13 protein-coding genes are annotated in these 16068 nt (G+C 37.6%); 7 read left to right on the top strand and 6 right to left on the bottom strand.

Annotated elements, in window-relative coordinates; all coding sequences use genetic code 11:
* Window positions 1-195: 195 nt before the first annotated feature.
* The 5 genes from prwr041_RS13175 to prwr041_RS13155 all read right to left on the bottom strand — a co-directional run bounded on the left by prwr041_RS13175 (window position 196) and on the right by prwr041_RS13155 (window position 7354).
* The gene (locus prwr041_RS13175; protein ID WP_207154245.1) at window positions 196-1314 is read right to left on the bottom strand and encodes a M12 family metallopeptidase; all 1119 of its coding nucleotides are present in this window, start codon (window positions 1312-1314) and stop codon (window positions 196-198) included.
* Window positions 1315-2131: 817 nt separating this feature from the next.
* Entirely contained in the window at window positions 2132-3682 is a 1551-nt protein-coding gene (locus prwr041_RS13170; protein ID WP_237072251.1) for an ammonium transporter, read from the bottom strand.
* Between the two features lie 11 nt (window positions 3683-3693).
* Window positions 3694-4044: a P-II family nitrogen regulator gene (locus tag prwr041_RS13165; RefSeq protein WP_207154244.1), complete on the bottom strand. Its 351-nt coding sequence runs from the start codon at window positions 4042-4044 to the stop codon at window positions 3694-3696.
* Window positions 4045-4703: 659 nt separating this feature from the next.
* Window positions 4704-6482: an alpha-L-fucosidase gene (locus tag prwr041_RS13160; protein WP_207154243.1), complete on the bottom strand. Its 1779-nt coding sequence runs from the start codon at window positions 6480-6482 to the stop codon at window positions 4704-4706.
* A 17-nt stretch (window positions 6483-6499) separates the two neighbouring features.
* On the bottom strand, window positions 6500-7354 hold the full coding sequence (locus tag prwr041_RS13155; RefSeq protein ID WP_207154242.1) for an AraC family transcriptional regulator: 855 nt from the start codon (window positions 7352-7354) through the stop codon (window positions 6500-6502).
* A gap of 265 nt (window positions 7355-7619) precedes the next feature.
* Between prwr041_RS13155 and prwr041_RS13150 the strand changes: the two genes are divergently transcribed.
* Complete coding sequence (locus tag prwr041_RS13150) at window positions 7620-8573, top strand: DUF362 domain-containing protein (protein ID WP_207154241.1); 954 nt, start codon at window positions 7620-7622, stop codon at window positions 8571-8573.
* A 28-nt stretch (window positions 8574-8601) separates the two neighbouring features.
* Here prwr041_RS13150 and hemW read toward each other — a convergent pair whose 3' ends face one another.
* A complete protein-coding gene (hemW, locus tag prwr041_RS13145; protein ID WP_207154240.1) occupies window positions 8602-9738 on the bottom strand; it encodes a radical SAM family heme chaperone HemW in 1137 nt (378 codons plus the stop codon).
* Between the two features lie 141 nt (window positions 9739-9879).
* Here hemW and prwr041_RS13140 point away from each other — a divergent pair, with 141 nt between their 5' ends.
* From prwr041_RS13140 to rplI, 6 genes are all read left to right on the top strand, one after another.
* Window positions 9880-12045 carry an elongation factor G gene (locus prwr041_RS13140; RefSeq protein WP_207154239.1) on the top strand — a complete coding sequence of 722 codons (2166 nt, stop codon included), beginning with the start codon at window positions 9880-9882 and terminating at the stop codon, window positions 12043-12045.
* Between the two features lie 163 nt (window positions 12046-12208).
* Window positions 12209-13774 carry a sensor histidine kinase gene (locus tag prwr041_RS13135; protein ID WP_207154238.1) on the top strand — a complete coding sequence of 522 codons (1566 nt, stop codon included), beginning with the start codon at window positions 12209-12211 and terminating at the stop codon, window positions 13772-13774.
* Between the two features lie 43 nt (window positions 13775-13817).
* Window positions 13818-14516, top strand: coding sequence for a response regulator transcription factor RprY (gene rprY, locus prwr041_RS13130; RefSeq protein ID WP_207154237.1), 699 nt, complete (start codon window positions 13818-13820; stop codon window positions 14514-14516).
* A gap of 247 nt (window positions 14517-14763) precedes the next feature.
* Window positions 14764-15108: a 30S ribosomal protein S6 gene (rpsF, locus tag prwr041_RS13125; RefSeq protein WP_207154236.1), complete on the top strand. Its 345-nt coding sequence runs from the start codon at window positions 14764-14766 to the stop codon at window positions 15106-15108.
* Between the two features lie 2 nt (window positions 15109-15110).
* Window positions 15111-15383 carry a 30S ribosomal protein S18 gene (rpsR, locus tag prwr041_RS13120; RefSeq protein ID WP_018464589.1) on the top strand — a complete coding sequence of 91 codons (273 nt, stop codon included), beginning with the start codon at window positions 15111-15113 and terminating at the stop codon, window positions 15381-15383.
* A 20-nt stretch (window positions 15384-15403) separates the two neighbouring features.
* A complete protein-coding gene (gene rplI, locus prwr041_RS13115; RefSeq protein WP_207154235.1) occupies window positions 15404-15913 on the top strand; it encodes a 50S ribosomal protein L9 in 510 nt (169 codons plus the stop codon).
* Window positions 15914-16068: the final 155 nt, after the last annotated feature.

The raw sequence follows: 16068 nt of genomic DNA, 5'->3' as shown, positions 1-16068 counted from the left end.
GAACTGGTTGCTATCATAGATTAGTGCAACTTTATAGCTGAATAACTATAGCAGTTAGCTGGTCAATAAAATGTTGAATATCAGATAATTAATATACTGTTGGTCATTCTTAGCTATAAACGAAGAATCATGTGTAAGATAGACCATGATATATATATATAAATGGGATTGACTATATAATCAATCCCATTTAATTTAAAAATTATTGCTTATTCTACCACTAGATGGCGGTGTTGGATTTCCGTTATTTAATTGTGATTGTAACTGTAGTCTTTGCTCTTCAGTTAGGCGTTTGTTATTTCCATCATACACAACGCTATCCAATTCTACATAGTCATCAGAACGTGCTACATAAGGAAGATAATAGTAATTGAGCCATGCGCAATCACCATCTGATAAGTCAATTCCTTGATTTATCACAGAACCATCTTGCTTAGTATAAATAGGTTTTAATGCATCTATCACAACATTAGCAGAACTAGTATAAGAACTGTTTCCCATTATGGAATTAAAGTCGTAAGGACCTTTCACGCTATAATTACTTGCTCTCTTTTGAAAGTTAGCCTTACCTATGGTGGTAAGATTAGATGTATTGATGGTAACATAATCATCTCTGTCTGGGCGGCATTGCTCATGCAGTAAACCTAACGCATGGCATATTTCATGTTCTACAACTCCAGGTTTCGAGAAAGCAAAGTCTGCGAGATTTATATCTTGCTTTTCGCCTGTTTTGCCTACTTTTGAACTACATCTATCCTGAGGTCCACAATATCTGAAATTAATATATGGATAATCGATATTATAGGTGTTATCACGCGTAGGAAGACCTGTTGCGTTATAAAAGCGGACATTGGTCTTAGATTGAATATTAAGAAGCGCCTTTTTAATTATGTCACGTTGTGATGATGATAGGTTGTTATCATACGTGAAGCGAGCCATAGCCCACAGATTGTAATTTCTGGGGGTATATGCTGCATATTGCGCTAAGGCACTCTTATCTTTAGGAAGATTTGTAATTGGTACCAAATTTGTAGCTTTAGTTGCTTGTGTACCAGGTTGATACAATTCGCTATAACCAGCTAAGTAGATTAATTGCTCCAGTGTAAGCACAATGTCACCCTCATAGTAACAAATATCTTTAGATTTTGTTATTGATACACCAGATGATAATGTTTCCACAGTAACAGAGTCTTGATCTGTCTTTAAACAGATTGTCGTGTTATCTGAATCATCTTCAGATGAGAAACAACCACATAGCAAAGGGATAAATGTAAAAATTACTAACCGTATAACAGAGTTGTTTTTTCGGGTCATAGTCTTTAAATAATAAAAAGTTAATGTATGTATTCGACGGCAAATGTATGGATAATAAATAAAAAATCAAAGGATAAACGTATAAGAGCATGCTTTTATAATTATCTTTAACAATTGAGTGTTCGGTTATATCCTTTATTGATAGTATTAATTTGGCCCTTCGCTATATATTTCAATACAGCAAAATTAGCAACAAGTTTCTCTAAATGAATATATTAACGCATTATTCTTTATTCCTGGTTGTTTAAGATAAGTTAAATAAGCAGGATGAAAGTTGCATGAATGAATTTATATATATAAATTTACATATCAAATAATAACTAGAGACTTAACTAAAATAACATTAAAAATGAAACATAATAAATTATTTCGTGCGTATGTACATGCTGATTATGGTGTGAACAACAGATTTTCGGTTTAGATAAAATTGTTGCTAATACTTAGTACTTAGATAGCCATCCCAAGATGCTGATGCATACGTAGTAGGGGATTTGAATGTGAAAAACGTAACTAATAAAAAAATAAAATTATGAGAGAAGATATATATATAATTGTATTTACAATAGGATTAATTTGCACCCTATATCAAAGGTATTTATTTGAAAAAATAACGAAGATAAGTAAAGACAAGGATTATTGCAATTTATACAGAGAAACCAATAATACCTATCTGGTTATATTTATAGCACTCATCATTGATAATGTAATGCAATTGCATTAGAAAGATTATCAATGATGAGTGCGTATAAGCATTGATGTGCCAGATATCGCTTTGTTAAGCACAATGCTGATTCATGACACATCAATATACATCATATTATCTGGCAAGAGGTGTCTCTGAATTTTTATCCATTTTTACACCAGAATAGCCTTCGATACCCATTTCTGGAACGTCAAGTCCTTCAAGTTCTGCATCAACGTTAACTCGCAGTCCATGAGTGAAGAATCCGATAATCTTGAATACAACCCAACCTATGGCTGCAACATAAATAATATTAGTGATTACACCGATGAGCTGTGCAAAGAATTGGCTTGCATCTCCATAAAAAAGTCCTGTTACGGTGCCTTTTACACCATTCCAACCATTGCCGTATGAACCATCAGCAAATAGACCTAATGATAATACTCCCCAAGCTCCATTCACGCCGTGTACAGAAATAGCTCCCACAGGATCGTCAATCTTCAGTTTACGTTCAAAGAAGAAAGAGGCTTCGATTACCAAAACTCCGGCAACGAGACCGATAAGAGCTGCAATCAATACATTGACAAAAGCACATGGAGCAGTGATAGCTACAAGACCTGCTAGCATACCGTTCATCATCATTGTTGGGTCTGGCTTCTTTGTCTTAAACCACCACATATATGCCATTGAAGCAAAAGCTCCTGTTGCAGATGCAATCATTGTATTAACAGCAACAACACTGATTCTTAAATCGCCACCTGCAAGAGATGAACCTGAGTTGAATCCAAACCATCCGAAAGCTAATATAAAACAACCAACAATGGCTAATGGTATATTATGACCAGGAATAGCGTTTGGCGTTCCGTTTTTGTTGTATTTTCCAACTCTAGGGCCTATCATGATAGCTCCAACTAGCGCTAAGACACCACCAGTCATGTGGACCACAGCAGAACCAGCAAAGTCTACAACTCCATGTCCAAGTCCAAACATGCTTCCAAGTTGTGAGAGCCAGCCTCCGCCCCATACCCAGTTTCCGAATATAGGATAAATAAGACCTCCAACTATAATTCCATATATTGCAAAAGACGAGAATTTCCAACGTTCAGCCATTGATCCTGTAGGGATTGTTGCTGTTGTATCCATAAACACCATCTCAAACAAGAAAAGGGCAAAGACAGCAACATCATAAGTACCACCACTAAGGAAAAAACCTGTCGTACCGAATAGTCCAAAGGTATGCCCAAAGAGGTTAATGGCAAATTCATGAGATAATCCACCAAATCCACCTAAGGTGCCAAGACTACCAATTCCTCCAAACATAATAGCAAATCCACTTATAAAGAATCCTATCATACCTAATGCATAAACCATAAAGTTCATTGCCATGGTATGATTAGCATTTTTGGCTCTAGTAAGTCCGGTTTCAACAAGTGCGAAACCTGCCTGCATAAACATAACAAGGAATCCTGTAACCAATACCCATACCATATTTATTGCCACCTTGTTGTGACCTACTTGATCTTCGACCTCGCTCTGTGTAGGCTTTCCTTGGGTCACAGCAGTTATATCATTTACATTTCCTGTTGCAGTTCCAGATGGATCTGGGAGCCTTGTAGTGCCAGCATAGGCAAAGTTAGCTACTGAAACAGTTATCACCATCAGTAATATTAATACAAATTTTCTCATAACAATTATATTTATTTATTATACAATGAATCATCTCCCTCTTCACCTGTCCTTATGCGATATGACTCTTCAATTGAAGATACAAATATCTTTCCATCGCCAATAACACCTGTTCTTGCTGTTTTTAAAATAGCGTCGACAGTCTTCTTCGCATTTATATCCCGCACAACTATCGTTAGCAACTGCCGTGGTATGTAGCTTGTATCATATACGGTACCACGATATGACAGTTCTCCTTTCCTAATTTCGTTTCCAACTCCTGTAACATCTGAATACGAAAAGAAATCAATGCCCACCTGACGTAGAGCGTCTTTAACTTCTTCAAACTTTGAAGTTCTAATAATTGCTTCAATCTTTTTCATAACTAATTACAATTAAATGATTAAAATATGATGTATATTTGTTATTGTATAATATTTATCTGCATTTATAAACTGTCACTCTGGCAACAAATTGTATGAAAACACCGTTAAATTAAATCATATTGATTACATTAACGGTACAAAGATACGCAATATGTAAGTTTATTCTTTGTTTTAATATCTTTTTGTTTCTATATATTTGCTAAAAGTGTCATATTGTAATGTGTGGTGTTGCTTTTTATTTTGATATTGCATCTTTTAACTAATAATTGTATCAAATTGAAAGTTTATGCGTGAAAAAACAATAAAATAGCAAAAATAGGGTATAGCTGTTTTATGTTTATCCGTTATAAATTCAATTTTAATATTATAATAGGTGTTCTCTTAGCTTTAAAATTAAGGCTAATATACACTTTAATGTTTATATATATTTGAAATAATAACGAACCTTTTTGCGAAAAAAAACTTGCAAGTAAGAGCATATCCAAGTTTGCTTGAACTATGTCGAGCGCAGCTAGATATTCAAAGTATTTAAAAATCTTGCAAGTGAGAGTATAGAAAGCTTACTCGAATTATTTGATTATGTTTATAGCACTCATCATTGATAATATAATGCAATTGCATTAAAATATTATCAATGATGAATTGCCTATAGTAAATTATTCTATTCTGAATACAACTGCTGTTTTGAGCTTGGCATCCTTAGGATAAGTAACTCCAAGTCCCTCTGCAGTCTGTTTCCATGACAGTTTTCCTTTGTATCCAAGCAGAGTAACCTTCTTGATATGATGGTTTACCAATGCTTTGTCAGTACTTAATGCATGGACAAGAACCTTTTGACCAGCATCAGGAACATTCATGCAGAAGGCATACAAATAACCATTCTTGCCTTCTGTGAAACGGATATCCTGAGCATTGAACTTGAATAGTGCATGCTTCTTGCCCAAAGCTCCACCAGGAAGTTTCTTCAATTTTCCATTTATTATTTCACCTTCGCCCAAAGTCTTCCATGCTTTGCTTCCATACACCGATTCGCCATTGATGTTCATCCAGTTGCCAACCTCTTGAAGCATTGTGACGCAAGCATCCTCAATGCTGCCATCAGGACGTAGCGGAATATTGAGGGCTACGTTGCCATCACGAGCTATAGCCTCAATTATAAAGCGTATCATACTGCCAGAATCGTAGGTGAAGTTAGGAGCATAAAACCAGTCACCAACAGGTGCCTCACGAATCCATGCCTGAGATGTATTGATCGTGTCTGGGAAATCGAACTCAGCTGTGTTTACAGTGCCATTGGTAGGGTGGCGGAACTTGACAATGCTGAATGCATCTACTTTACCTTTTCTTAATAGCTGGCGGTTGTAATAATCGGCTATCACAGTCTGCATGGCATTGCACTTATATCCGGTGCCGGTGCCCGTACCAGTAAATGGTCCTTCTGCTGTTCCGTCGGTATAAATGAAATCAGGGTCGTAGTTTTCTGTAACGTCCATCATGCGAAGTGCCCACTCAGTGGCATACCACTTGCAATAGTCGAGGTGACGAGAGAATATGCCTGCTTTTGGAGGTGACCATCCTGTATGTGCCATAGCATCTACATCTTCATACTCACGCAGGTCTATACCATATAGACGGCGTGGATCAAGACCTTCCCACCATTTACCTTTTCCATCTTTTAGAGTGAGATGACCATCATAGGGAATGCCAGCTTTATCGCCTGTAGCGTCACAGCCAAAAGCAGTTTGCCACCACCACCAAGTGTACTCGTGGTGGAATGTTACGCCGTAGTGCATTTTGTATTTCTTGCAGGCGTTGACCCATTCGCGCAGAAGGTCACGTTTGGGCCCCACGCTCATAGAGTTCCATGGATGGAACTTTGAATTCCAAAGATCATAGTTGTCGTGATGCACACCTTGTATCATGAGAAAGCGGGCACCTGACTTCTGGTATAGCTTTGTGAGATATTCAGGATTGAGCTTATCGGGATTCCAATTGTGTAGCACTTCTTTATAACCTACTTCTGATGGATGTCCATAGCGCTTAAGATGATTATTGTAAGCTAAGTGTCCTTGCTTGTATAGATTACGCGCATACCAGTCACCGCTTTCTCCGGCAGCCTGAGGACCAAAGTGTACCCATATACCAAACTTAGCATCTCTAAGCCATTGTGGAGTGCCAGGGTAGTTAGCTTCTATAGATTTCCAGTTGGGTTTGAACGGTCCCTTAGTGATAGGGATGTCGAGCTGTACCTCTTTGAAAGTTTTGCTGTCGCCCATTTTCACGCTACCTATTTCTTTAGGAGCAGGTATGGTCGGCATTTCGGGTAGCATACTTTTTTCGAGTATAAGACCGTTTTTGTCAGTTTTGTAATGTTGTGCCGATGCTGTTGCGGTGAGCATCAAAGCACCTAATGCAATAAGTGTTTTCTTATTCATGAACATTTTCTTATTATTTATTGTTTATTTTGTCTACGGTATTCGCTTGGCGTGGTGTTTGTGACCCTCTTAAAAACTCTGACGAAGTATGAATTGTCTTCATACCCAAGCGTGAGTGCTATTTCTCGGATAGATTTTTCGGTAGTAAGCAATAGTAGTTCTGCTTTCTCAATGCGTTTCTGATTTATATAGAGCATAGGAGTGGTTCCTGTAGTCTGTCTGAAGAGACGGATGAAATGCTCCTGTGAAATTCCTGCCTCTGCTGCTAACTGCTCTATTGTGATATTGCCAGAAAGATTGGCATGTATAAGTTTTGTAGTTTTCAGTATACGCTCGTTTTTGATAACAGCCTTAGTTGTCGCATTAACAAGGAATCTTGAACATATTTGGAATATAATACCTCTTGATTCCATTTTCAGCCATTCAGAGCGTTGCTTGTTATGAATTATTGAGCGTGCGAGAGTCTGATTGTTGTCATATTCTATAGGATTACTTCGGCGAAGTATCATAGATGGATTCAGATTACAAAGACGCTCAAAAAGATTATCTTCTCCATGATTTGATTTGATCTCAAATGGAAAGTCATACTCTTCGAAGAGGGTATTACCCGTTAGGCTGTTATCGTAAATATGAATATAATAATGAATAAAGAGTCCTTGGCATTTAGTAGAGTGAGTGGTGAAGGGGGGAATGATATACATTCTGCCTGATTTCAATTTATGATTAACCCCGTCAATCTCCACATCGGCTTCTCCCTTTATAATATAGTATATACGTGCAAAAGGGCTGCAAACATTCTGCCAGTTCCAATTGGCATCAAGTACAGCCTTTCCCACATTGAGAATGAGCGGATGAAAATTATCTATATTCATTTAGTCGCAAAATTATTAAAAATAAGTTGAAGTAAACATTAAAATGTGATAATATTGCTATATATGTCATATTTTTGCCATATCAGTATCACTTTATTGATAATTATGGCAAAGATACACTCACGCAGATTCATGCAGCGACAATACATCAACTGGAATCAATAATATCAGCGTGAGAATAAATTATGTGAATAAATGAAGGAAGGAATATGCAAAATAAATAAAAATTTGTATATTTGCATCGTACCAAAAATAATCAAGCAATATGAAAAAAATAATAATGACTTTGACATTGCTGCTTGCCGTGATAGCGGTTAACGCACAAACTAAAGTGTATCTGATAAAAGAAATATCACCAGATGCATTGGTGAGAATATATAATGCATTAGGGGTTAAGGCTAAAGGACGTGTATGCGTGAAAATAAGTACAGGAGAAGGCTCTAACCCTAATTATCTGAAACCAACATTGATCCAAAAACTGGTTGACGACGTTGATGGAGTTATTGTAGAAAATAGAACAGCTTATCCTGGTGACCGCATGGAAACGAAGGACCATTGGCAAGTGATACATCAACATGGATTCGATTCTTTGTTTGCTGTTGACCTGATGGATGAATATGACGAAATAAGAATACCAGTGAAAGATCATACACATCTGAAATATGACATCGTAGGAGGACACTTGGCTAACTATGATTTCATGGTTTGCCTTAATCACTTTAAGGGTCACCCAATGGGTGGTTACGGAGGTGCTCTGAAAAACCTGTCTATTGGCTGCGCGTCACGAAACGGAAAGGCTTATATTCATTCTGCGGGCAAAATAACAACTCCTGATAATCTTTGGACAAAGGAAAATGTAGGTGATCAAGATGGCTTTCTGGAAAGTATGGCAGCTTCTGCTCAGGCAGTGGTGAACTACTTTCAAAAGCGAGACGGCATAATCTACATCAGTGTGATGAATAATATGAGTATTGACTGTGACTGTGTGGCTCATCCACAACCAGTGAAACTCAAAGATTATGGAATACTCGCCAGTACAGACCCTGTAGCTCTTGACCAGGCATGTGTTGACATTATTAATCAACAGAAAGTGACTGCGGAAAATGATCCTACTGATATGCTGAAACGCATAGACAAACAGCATGGTACCCATACAATTGACTGGGCTCAGAAGATTGGACTTGGAAGTGAAAAATACAAATTGATTGAAATAAAATAGATTATATTGCGCTTATGGCAGGAAGCGGCTAAACGTGCATGAGGTCGCTCATGATGTCGTCTGAAACAAACAAGCCCTTGCGGGTGAGAGAAATCCTGCCATTTACATTTTTCAAGGTGCCATTTTTGATATGCTTGTTGGCTTCATTCATAAAATAGGTGTATAAGTCATTGTCGAAATCAACCTTAAGTTTTTCGGTATCAATTCCTTCACGTGTACGCATTGCAGTTGTAATGAGGTCATCGTATTTTGTATTTTTGTCGATAATCTCTTCCTCGAACGGTAACGTGCAACTCTCTATGCTACTGATATATTTAGTGATGTCGCTAATGTTCCAACGCCTACTCTTTATGTCGTAGCTATGTGCCGATGCACCTATTCCTAGATATGGTATGTCGTGCCAATAGCTGCTGTTGTGTTTGCTTTGAAATCCAGGTTGGGCAAAGTTGCTAATCTCGTATTGCTCATATCCTGCAGAAGATAGTCTGTCGATAAGCATATTATACATCTCAAGACTTGTTTCTTCGTCGATGGTCTTTATTTTGTTTTGATTGAGAAGTTTGAAAAGGGTAGTGCCCTCTTCATACATAAGGCTATAGGCAGAAATATGTTGCACTCCTAAAGATATGGCTTCATCTATGTCGCTTGACCAGTCGTCAATAGTTTCATCGGGGAAACCAAACATGAGGTCAATGCTAATATTCTTAATACCATATTTCTGAAGTCGGCTAACGGCACATTTCACTTCGTCAGAACAATGACGGCGATGTAGAAATTTGAGTCTGTCATCGTTGAAAGTCTGCGCTCCCATGCTTACGCGATTTATAGGAAGAGAGGCTATGGCTTTTGCAAATTCGTCGGTTATGTCATCGGGATTGCATTCAATCGTTACTTCTTCTGCATCTACTCTGGGTCCCCATACATCATTTATATGCCTGAATATCTTTGTGATGTTAGCAATCGTAAGTTGACTTGGAGTTCCCCCACCTATATATATAGTATTAATTTTCTCGTTAGCTAAAACAAGTTCATTTCTCCTTAAATCCATTTCTTTGCATAGTGCTTCGACATATCTGTCTTGAAGATTAGTTTTAGTGGTGCTGTAGAAACCGCAGTATATGCAACGGCTTGCGCAAAAGGGGATGTGAATGTATAAACCTGCCATAATATTATTTTTGTGCAAAATTAATAATTTTCTTAAAATATACTTGGATGTTATTGGATTATTTCATATCTTAGAGCCCTATAAAGGTATATTAAACCTTTATAAACCATGAAATATTACTAACACTTTAAATCTTTTGATATGAGAGTTTATCAAACTAACGAGATTAAAAACATTGCATTGCTTGGCAGTGCGGGTTGCGGCAAGACAACTCTTGCCGAAAGTATGCTTTTTGAAGCCGGTGTTATAAAGCGTCGTGGAAGTGTAGAAAATAAAAACACCTTAAGCGATTATTTCCCGGTTGAGTTGGAATATGGCTACTCAGTATTCCCAACCGTTTTTCATGTTGAGTGGAACAATAAAAAACTTAATATAATAGATTGCCCAGGAAGTGACGACTTTGTGGGAGGTGCCATCACGTCTCTTAATGTTACTGACGAGGCAGTTATAGTGATTAACGGACAATACGGTCCGGAAGTAGGAACGCAAAATAATTTTAGATATACTGAAAAACTGCAGAAACCTGTTATCTTCTTGATAAATCAACTTGACAGTGACAAATGCGACTTCGATACTGTTATTTCAAGTATGAAAGAAATATATGGTTCAAAGTGCGTACAGATACAATATCCTATTACTACTGGACCAAACTTCAACGCCCTAATAGACGTGCTTCTAATGAAGAAGTATTCATGGTCACCAGAAGGAGGCGCACCTATTGTAGAAGATATTCCTGCTGAGGAAATGGATAAGGCTATGGAACTTCACAAGGAACTCGTGGAAGCAGCAGCCGAGAATGATGAAACTTTAATGGAAAAATTCTTCGACTCAGATACTCTTTCTGAGGACGAGATGAGAGAAGGTATTCGCAAGGGACTTGTAACAAGAAACATATTCCCTGTATTCTGCGTCTGCGCAGGTAAAGATATGGGGGTACAGAGATTGATGGAATTTCTTGGCAATGTGGTGCCTTTTGTTAATGAAATGCCTAAATTGCATAATACAAGAGGAGAAGAGGTCGCGCCTGATGCAACTGGACCTACTAGTCTGTACTTCTTCAAAACAGGAATGGAACCGCATATAGGTGAGGTTAGCTATTTCAAGGTGATGAGTGGAAGTATAAAACCAGGTGAGGACCTTACTAATTCTGATAGAGGTAGTAAGGAACGCATTGGGCAAATTTATGCAGGAGCTGGTGCTAATAGAATTACGGTGGAGCAACTTAATGCTGGAGATATTGGTTGCACGGTAAAATTGAAAGACGTCAAGACAGGAAATACTCTTAACGGTAAGGGCTGTGACTGGAAATTTAATTTTATCAGTTATCCGAATTCTAAATACAGTCGTGCCATAAAGACTTTAAACTCGCAGGATACAGAGAAGCTTATGGCTGCAATGTTGAAGATGCGTCAGGAAGATCCAACGTGGGTAGTGGAACAGAGTAAGGAACTGAGGCAGGTCATTGTTCATGGCCAAGGCGAATTCCATTTGAGAACACTTAAATGGAGACTTGAAAATAATGAGAAGCTGCAAGTTAAGTTTTATGATCCTAAGATTCCATATAGGGAGACTATTACCAAAAAGGCTAAGGCTGAATATAGACATAAGAAACAGAGTGGTGGTGCAGGGCAGTTTGGTGAGGTACATTTGATTATTGAACCTTATGCAGAAGGCATGCCAGATCCTACTACTTACAACTTTAACGGTCAGGAGTTCAAGATGAACATTAAAGGCAAGGAAGTTGTAAATCTAGAGTGGGGTGGAAAGCTAGTGTTTATTAACTCTGTTGTAGGCGGTGCTATTGACGCACGTTTTATGCCAGCCATATTAAAAGGTGTGCTGGATTGTATGGAGCATGGTCCGCTTACAGGTAGCTATGCCCGAGATGTGAGAGTGATAGTGTATGACGGAAAGATGCATCCTGTAGACAGCAATGAACTTTCGTTTATGCTTGCTGCACGTCATGCTTTCTCTGACGCATTCAAGAATGCCGGTCCAAAGATTCTCGAACCAATTTATGACTTGGAGGTTTATGTGCCTGCTGATTTTATGGGCGAAGTAATGAGCGACCTTCAGGGTAGACGTGCTATGATTGTAGGCATGGACTCTGAAGCTGGTTATCAGAAACTGCTTGCTAAAGTTCCACTGAAGGAACTTAACAACTATAGCATATCTTTAAGTTCAATCACTGGTGGACGAGCATCATTTATAACTAAGTTTGCTAGCTATGAACTTGTTCCAGGTAACATTCAGACAGAACTTATTTCAGAACATGAGACTGAACTTGCCAACGCGAATGAAGAATAGTTTAAAAATACGACTTACAATACAAAAGGTAGAGCTTGTTCTCTACCTTTTATAGTTGTATATATGCAATTATGGAAGTGATAAATTGTTAATTATAATAAAAGCGACCTAAATCGTTAACATTAGAATGTTAACGATTTAAGATTTAGTATATCTTTGCGATATGAAGAAAAGAACGATATGGACAATAGCCACAATAATGGGGCTCTCATTTATGGGACTGCTTTTCCTGCAATTGAGCTATATTCAGGAAATGGCGGATATGAAGAAGGAACAGTTTGACGAATCTGTCAATCGTTCGCTCTATCAGGCTTCACGTAATCTTGAACTTAACGAGACTCTTAGATTCCTTGAGAAGGATGTAAAAGAGACTGAACGCCGTTCTTTTAGTCAGGATTCTGTTGGCACACGTTCAGGTAAACCTAATGACGGAACTTTCCAGCAAAGTCATCAATATTCTACTGTAGGAAAAGATGGAACCGTATATTCATCATTTGAATTGAAGACAATAGCTACAAAGCCATCTTCTATGCCAAAAGCAATGATATTGAAGACAGATAAGAACTCAATATCAGAAGCATCAAGATCATTGCAGGAAATTGTAAAGAATAGATATGTATATCAAAAGGCCCTGTTAGATGAGGTTGTATATTCTATATTATATTCAGCTTCAGACAAACCTTTAAAGGAACGCATCAACTTTAAGTTGCTTGACCAGGACTTGAAAGCGGAACTTATGAATAACGGAATAAACATTCCATATCATTTTACTGTTTCAACACAGGATGGACGTGAGGTATATCGTTGCCCAGACTATACTGATGACGGTGAGGAATATACATATTCACAAGTATTGTTCAGAAACGACCCGCAGTCGAAGATGGGAGTTGTGAGAATTCATTTCCCGGATATGAACAGTTACATATTCTCTAGCGTGAGATTTATGATTCCTAGTATTATCTTTACATTGGTTCTGCTATTAACATTCATATTTACAATAGTTGTAATATTCCGTTCTAAGCGTTACAGTGAGATAAAGAATGACTTTATTAATAATATGACGCATGAGCTAAAGACGCCAATAGCAAGTATATCTCTTGCAGCACAGATGCTGAACGACAAAAGTGTGACAAAGAGCGAATCGATGATGGAACATCTGAGTGGTGTGATAAGCGATGAGAGCAAACGACTGAGATTTCTTGTTGAGAAGGTATTGCAGATGAGCATGTATGAAAGGAAAAAAGCTGTGCTTAAAAAGCGTGATATAGATATCAACGAAATGGTTGAAAGCATTGGAAACTCTTTCTCGTTGCGTGTTGAACACACTGGTGGTAAAGTATATACAGAGATTGAAGCAATAGACTCAACGATATATGTTGATGAAATGCATTTCCAGAATGTCATCTTTAATCTATTGGACAACGCTGTGAAATATCGCAAGCCTGATCAGCCATTGAATGTATATATAAAGACATGGAACGAGGGTAAGAAGGTGTGTGTGTCAATAAAGGACAATGGAATTGGAATAAAGAAAGACAATTTGAAGAAAGTATTTGATAAGTTCTTCAGAGTTCATACCGGTAACGTGCATGATGTGAAGGGATTTGGACTTGGGCTTTCATACGTAAAGAAAATGGTAGACTTGCATGAAGGTGAAATTCATGTAGACAGTGAATTCGGTGAGGGTACTGTTTTTACAATAAAAATACCATTTATGGATCAAGATTAAATTAGAGTTTATATAAAAAGTATTAACATTAAAATATAAGATTATGGAAGAAAAATTGAAAATTCTTTTGTGTGAAGATGATGAGAATTTAGGAATGCTTTTGCGTGAGTACCTTCAGGCTAAAGGATTTAGTGCAACACTTTGTCCTGATGGCGAGGTAGGTTATCGTGAATTTCTAAAAAACAAGTTTGATATCTGCGTTCTTGACGTAATGATGCCAAAGAAGGACGGATTCACACTTGCACAGGAAATTCGTCAGGCAAACGCTGAAATTCCTATTATATTCCTTACAGCTAAGACTCTTAAGGATGATATTCTTGAAGGCTTCAAAATTGGAGCTGATGACTATATCACAAAACCATTCTCAATGGAAGAATTAGTATTCCGTATAGAGGCAATTCTACGTCGTGTACGTGGTAAGAAGAATAAGGAAAGTACACTTTATCATATTGGTAAGTTCACATTTGATACTCAAAAGCAATTATTGGTTATCGGTGAGAAACAGACAAAACTTACAACAAAGGAAAATGAACTTTTGGCTCTTCTTTGCTCACACGCAAACGAAATATTACAGAGAGATTTCGCTCTGAAGACAATATGGATTGATGACAACTATTTCAATGCTCGTTCAATGGATGTGTATATCACAAAATTGCGTAAGCACCTAAAGGATGATGAACAGATAGAAATTATCAACATACACGGAAAAGGATATAAGTTGATTACTCCTGAAGAGGAATAAATCATAATAACATTAATATATTCTCTGGCGCTTGTGGTTTGCGGTGTAACAAATTATACCAATAACGATAAGCGCCAGATCTTTTTTGTGATATTTAAATTAATTTGGTACAAAAGTGCTGAATTATTTGTTTATATCATAAAAAAACAGTACTTTTGCAGCGCATTTTGAGAAAAAGTCGATCATGACTTAGAAGATATGCGTTTAAATATTTAAATAACAATTATTTTTTTAATTATTAATTAGTATGAATCAATACGAAACCGTTTTCATTTTGACTCCCGTTTTGTCTGATGAACAGATGAAGGAAGCGGTCGCTAAATTCAAGCAGATTCTTACCGACAACGGTGCAGAAATCTTGAATGAAGAGGCTTGGGGACTCAAAAAAATGGCTTATGCCATTCAAAAGAAATCAACAGGCTTCTACTGTCTAGTTGAGTTTAAGGCTGAGCCTACCGTTATCGAGACTCTCGAAACAGGCTATCGCCGTGATGAGAAAGTTATCCGTCACATGACTGTACGTCTTGACAAGTATGCTGCAGCTTATGCTGAGAAGCGTAGAAATAAACTAGGTAAAAAAGAGGAGGCTTAATTATGGCAGATCAGAAAAATTCAGAAATCCGTTATTTGACAGCTCCTTCTATCGATACCCGCAAGAAGAAGTATTGTCGTTTTAAGAAGAGTGGTATCAAGTATATCGACTATAAGGATCCAGAGTTCTTGAAGAAATTCTTGAACGAGCAGGGTAAAATCCTTCCTCGTCGTATCACAGGAACATCTTTGAAGTACCAGCGTCGTGTCGCACAGGCTGTTAAGCGTGCTCGCCAGATAGCTTTGCTTCCATATGTAACCGATTTGATGAAATAATTTAAGGAGGAATAGACAATATGGAGATTATACTTAAAGAAGATATCATCGGTCTTGGATACAAGAACGATATTTTAAATGTAAAGAGTGGTTACGGTCGTAACTACCTTATTCCAACAGGTAAAGCAATTATCGCTTCTTCTTCTGCTAAGAAAATGCTTGCAGAGGATTTGAAGCAGCAGGCACATAAGATTGCAGCTATCAAGGCTGAGGCAGTAAAGAAGGGCGAGGCTTTGAATGGTGTTGCTCTTGTTATTTCTGCTAAGGTTAGTACTACAGGTGCTCTTTATGGTTCTGTAACTACTGCAACTGTAGCCGAAGAGCTTGCAAAGAAGGGTATTGAAGTTGATCGTAAGATCATCACAATGCACGACATCAAGAAGGTTGGCGAGTTTGAGGCAACTATTCACTTCCACAAGGAGGTTGAAATTAAGGTTCCTGTAACTGTTGTTGATGAGAAAGCTCCTAAAGCTGCTAAAGAGGCTCCTGTAGAGGAAGCGCCTAAGGCTGAGGAAGCTGCCGCAGAATAATATAGTAATATACTATTGCACTGTAAAGCAAATTTATATAAATCCCGAAAGCTATATTGCTTTTGGGATTTTTTGTGTTCAATGCCAAATTAATTATTACAACGGCAGTTAAGAACCATTTTTTTATTATATAGTTCTTGCTTTGCATTTTTTTT

The sequence above is a fragment of the Prevotella herbatica genome (assembly GCF_017347605.1).
GTDB classification, from domain to species: domain Bacteria; phylum Bacteroidota; class Bacteroidia; order Bacteroidales; family Bacteroidaceae; genus Prevotella; species Prevotella herbatica.
This window is presented reverse-complemented; position numbering and strand designations above follow the sequence as displayed.

What these genes read in the sequence shown, in the direction of transcription:
- rpsR (WP_018464589.1), top strand. Translation starts at nt 15,111, where the DNA reads ATGGCAGATCAGAAAAATTCAGAAATCCGTTATTTGACAGCTCCTTCT.
- rpsF (WP_207154236.1), top strand. Translation starts at nt 14,764, where the DNA reads ATGAATCAATACGAAACCGTTTTCATTTTGACTCCCGTTTTGTCTGAT.
- prwr041_RS13155 (WP_207154242.1), bottom strand. Translation starts at nt 7,354, where the DNA reads ATGAATATAGATAATTTTCATCCGCTCATTCTCAATGTGGGAAAGGCT.
- prwr041_RS13175 (WP_207154245.1), bottom strand. Translation starts at nt 1,314, where the DNA reads ATGACCCGAAAAAACAACTCTGTTATACGGTTAGTAATTTTTACATTT.
- rplI (WP_207154235.1), top strand. Translation starts at nt 15,404, where the DNA reads ATGGAGATTATACTTAAAGAAGATATCATCGGTCTTGGATACAAGAAC.
- prwr041_RS13150 (WP_207154241.1), top strand. Translation starts at nt 7,620, where the DNA reads ATGAAAAAAATAATAATGACTTTGACATTGCTGCTTGCCGTGATAGCG.
- hemW (WP_207154240.1), bottom strand. Translation starts at nt 9,738, where the DNA reads ATGGCAGGTTTATACATTCACATCCCCTTTTGCGCAAGCCGTTGCATA.
- rprY (WP_207154237.1), top strand. Translation starts at nt 13,818, where the DNA reads ATGGAAGAAAAATTGAAAATTCTTTTGTGTGAAGATGATGAGAATTTA.
- prwr041_RS13170 (WP_237072251.1), bottom strand. Translation starts at nt 3,682, where the DNA reads ATGAGAAAATTTGTATTAATATTACTGATGGTGATAACTGTTTCAGTA.
- prwr041_RS13160 (WP_207154243.1), bottom strand. Translation starts at nt 6,482, where the DNA reads ATGAATAAGAAAACACTTATTGCATTAGGTGCTTTGATGCTCACCGCA.
- prwr041_RS13165 (WP_207154244.1), bottom strand. Translation starts at nt 4,044, where the DNA reads ATGAAAAAGATTGAAGCAATTATTAGAACTTCAAAGTTTGAAGAAGTT.
- prwr041_RS13140 (WP_207154239.1), top strand. Translation starts at nt 9,880, where the DNA reads ATGAGAGTTTATCAAACTAACGAGATTAAAAACATTGCATTGCTTGGC.
- prwr041_RS13135 (WP_207154238.1), top strand. Translation starts at nt 12,209, where the DNA reads ATGAAGAAAAGAACGATATGGACAATAGCCACAATAATGGGGCTCTCA.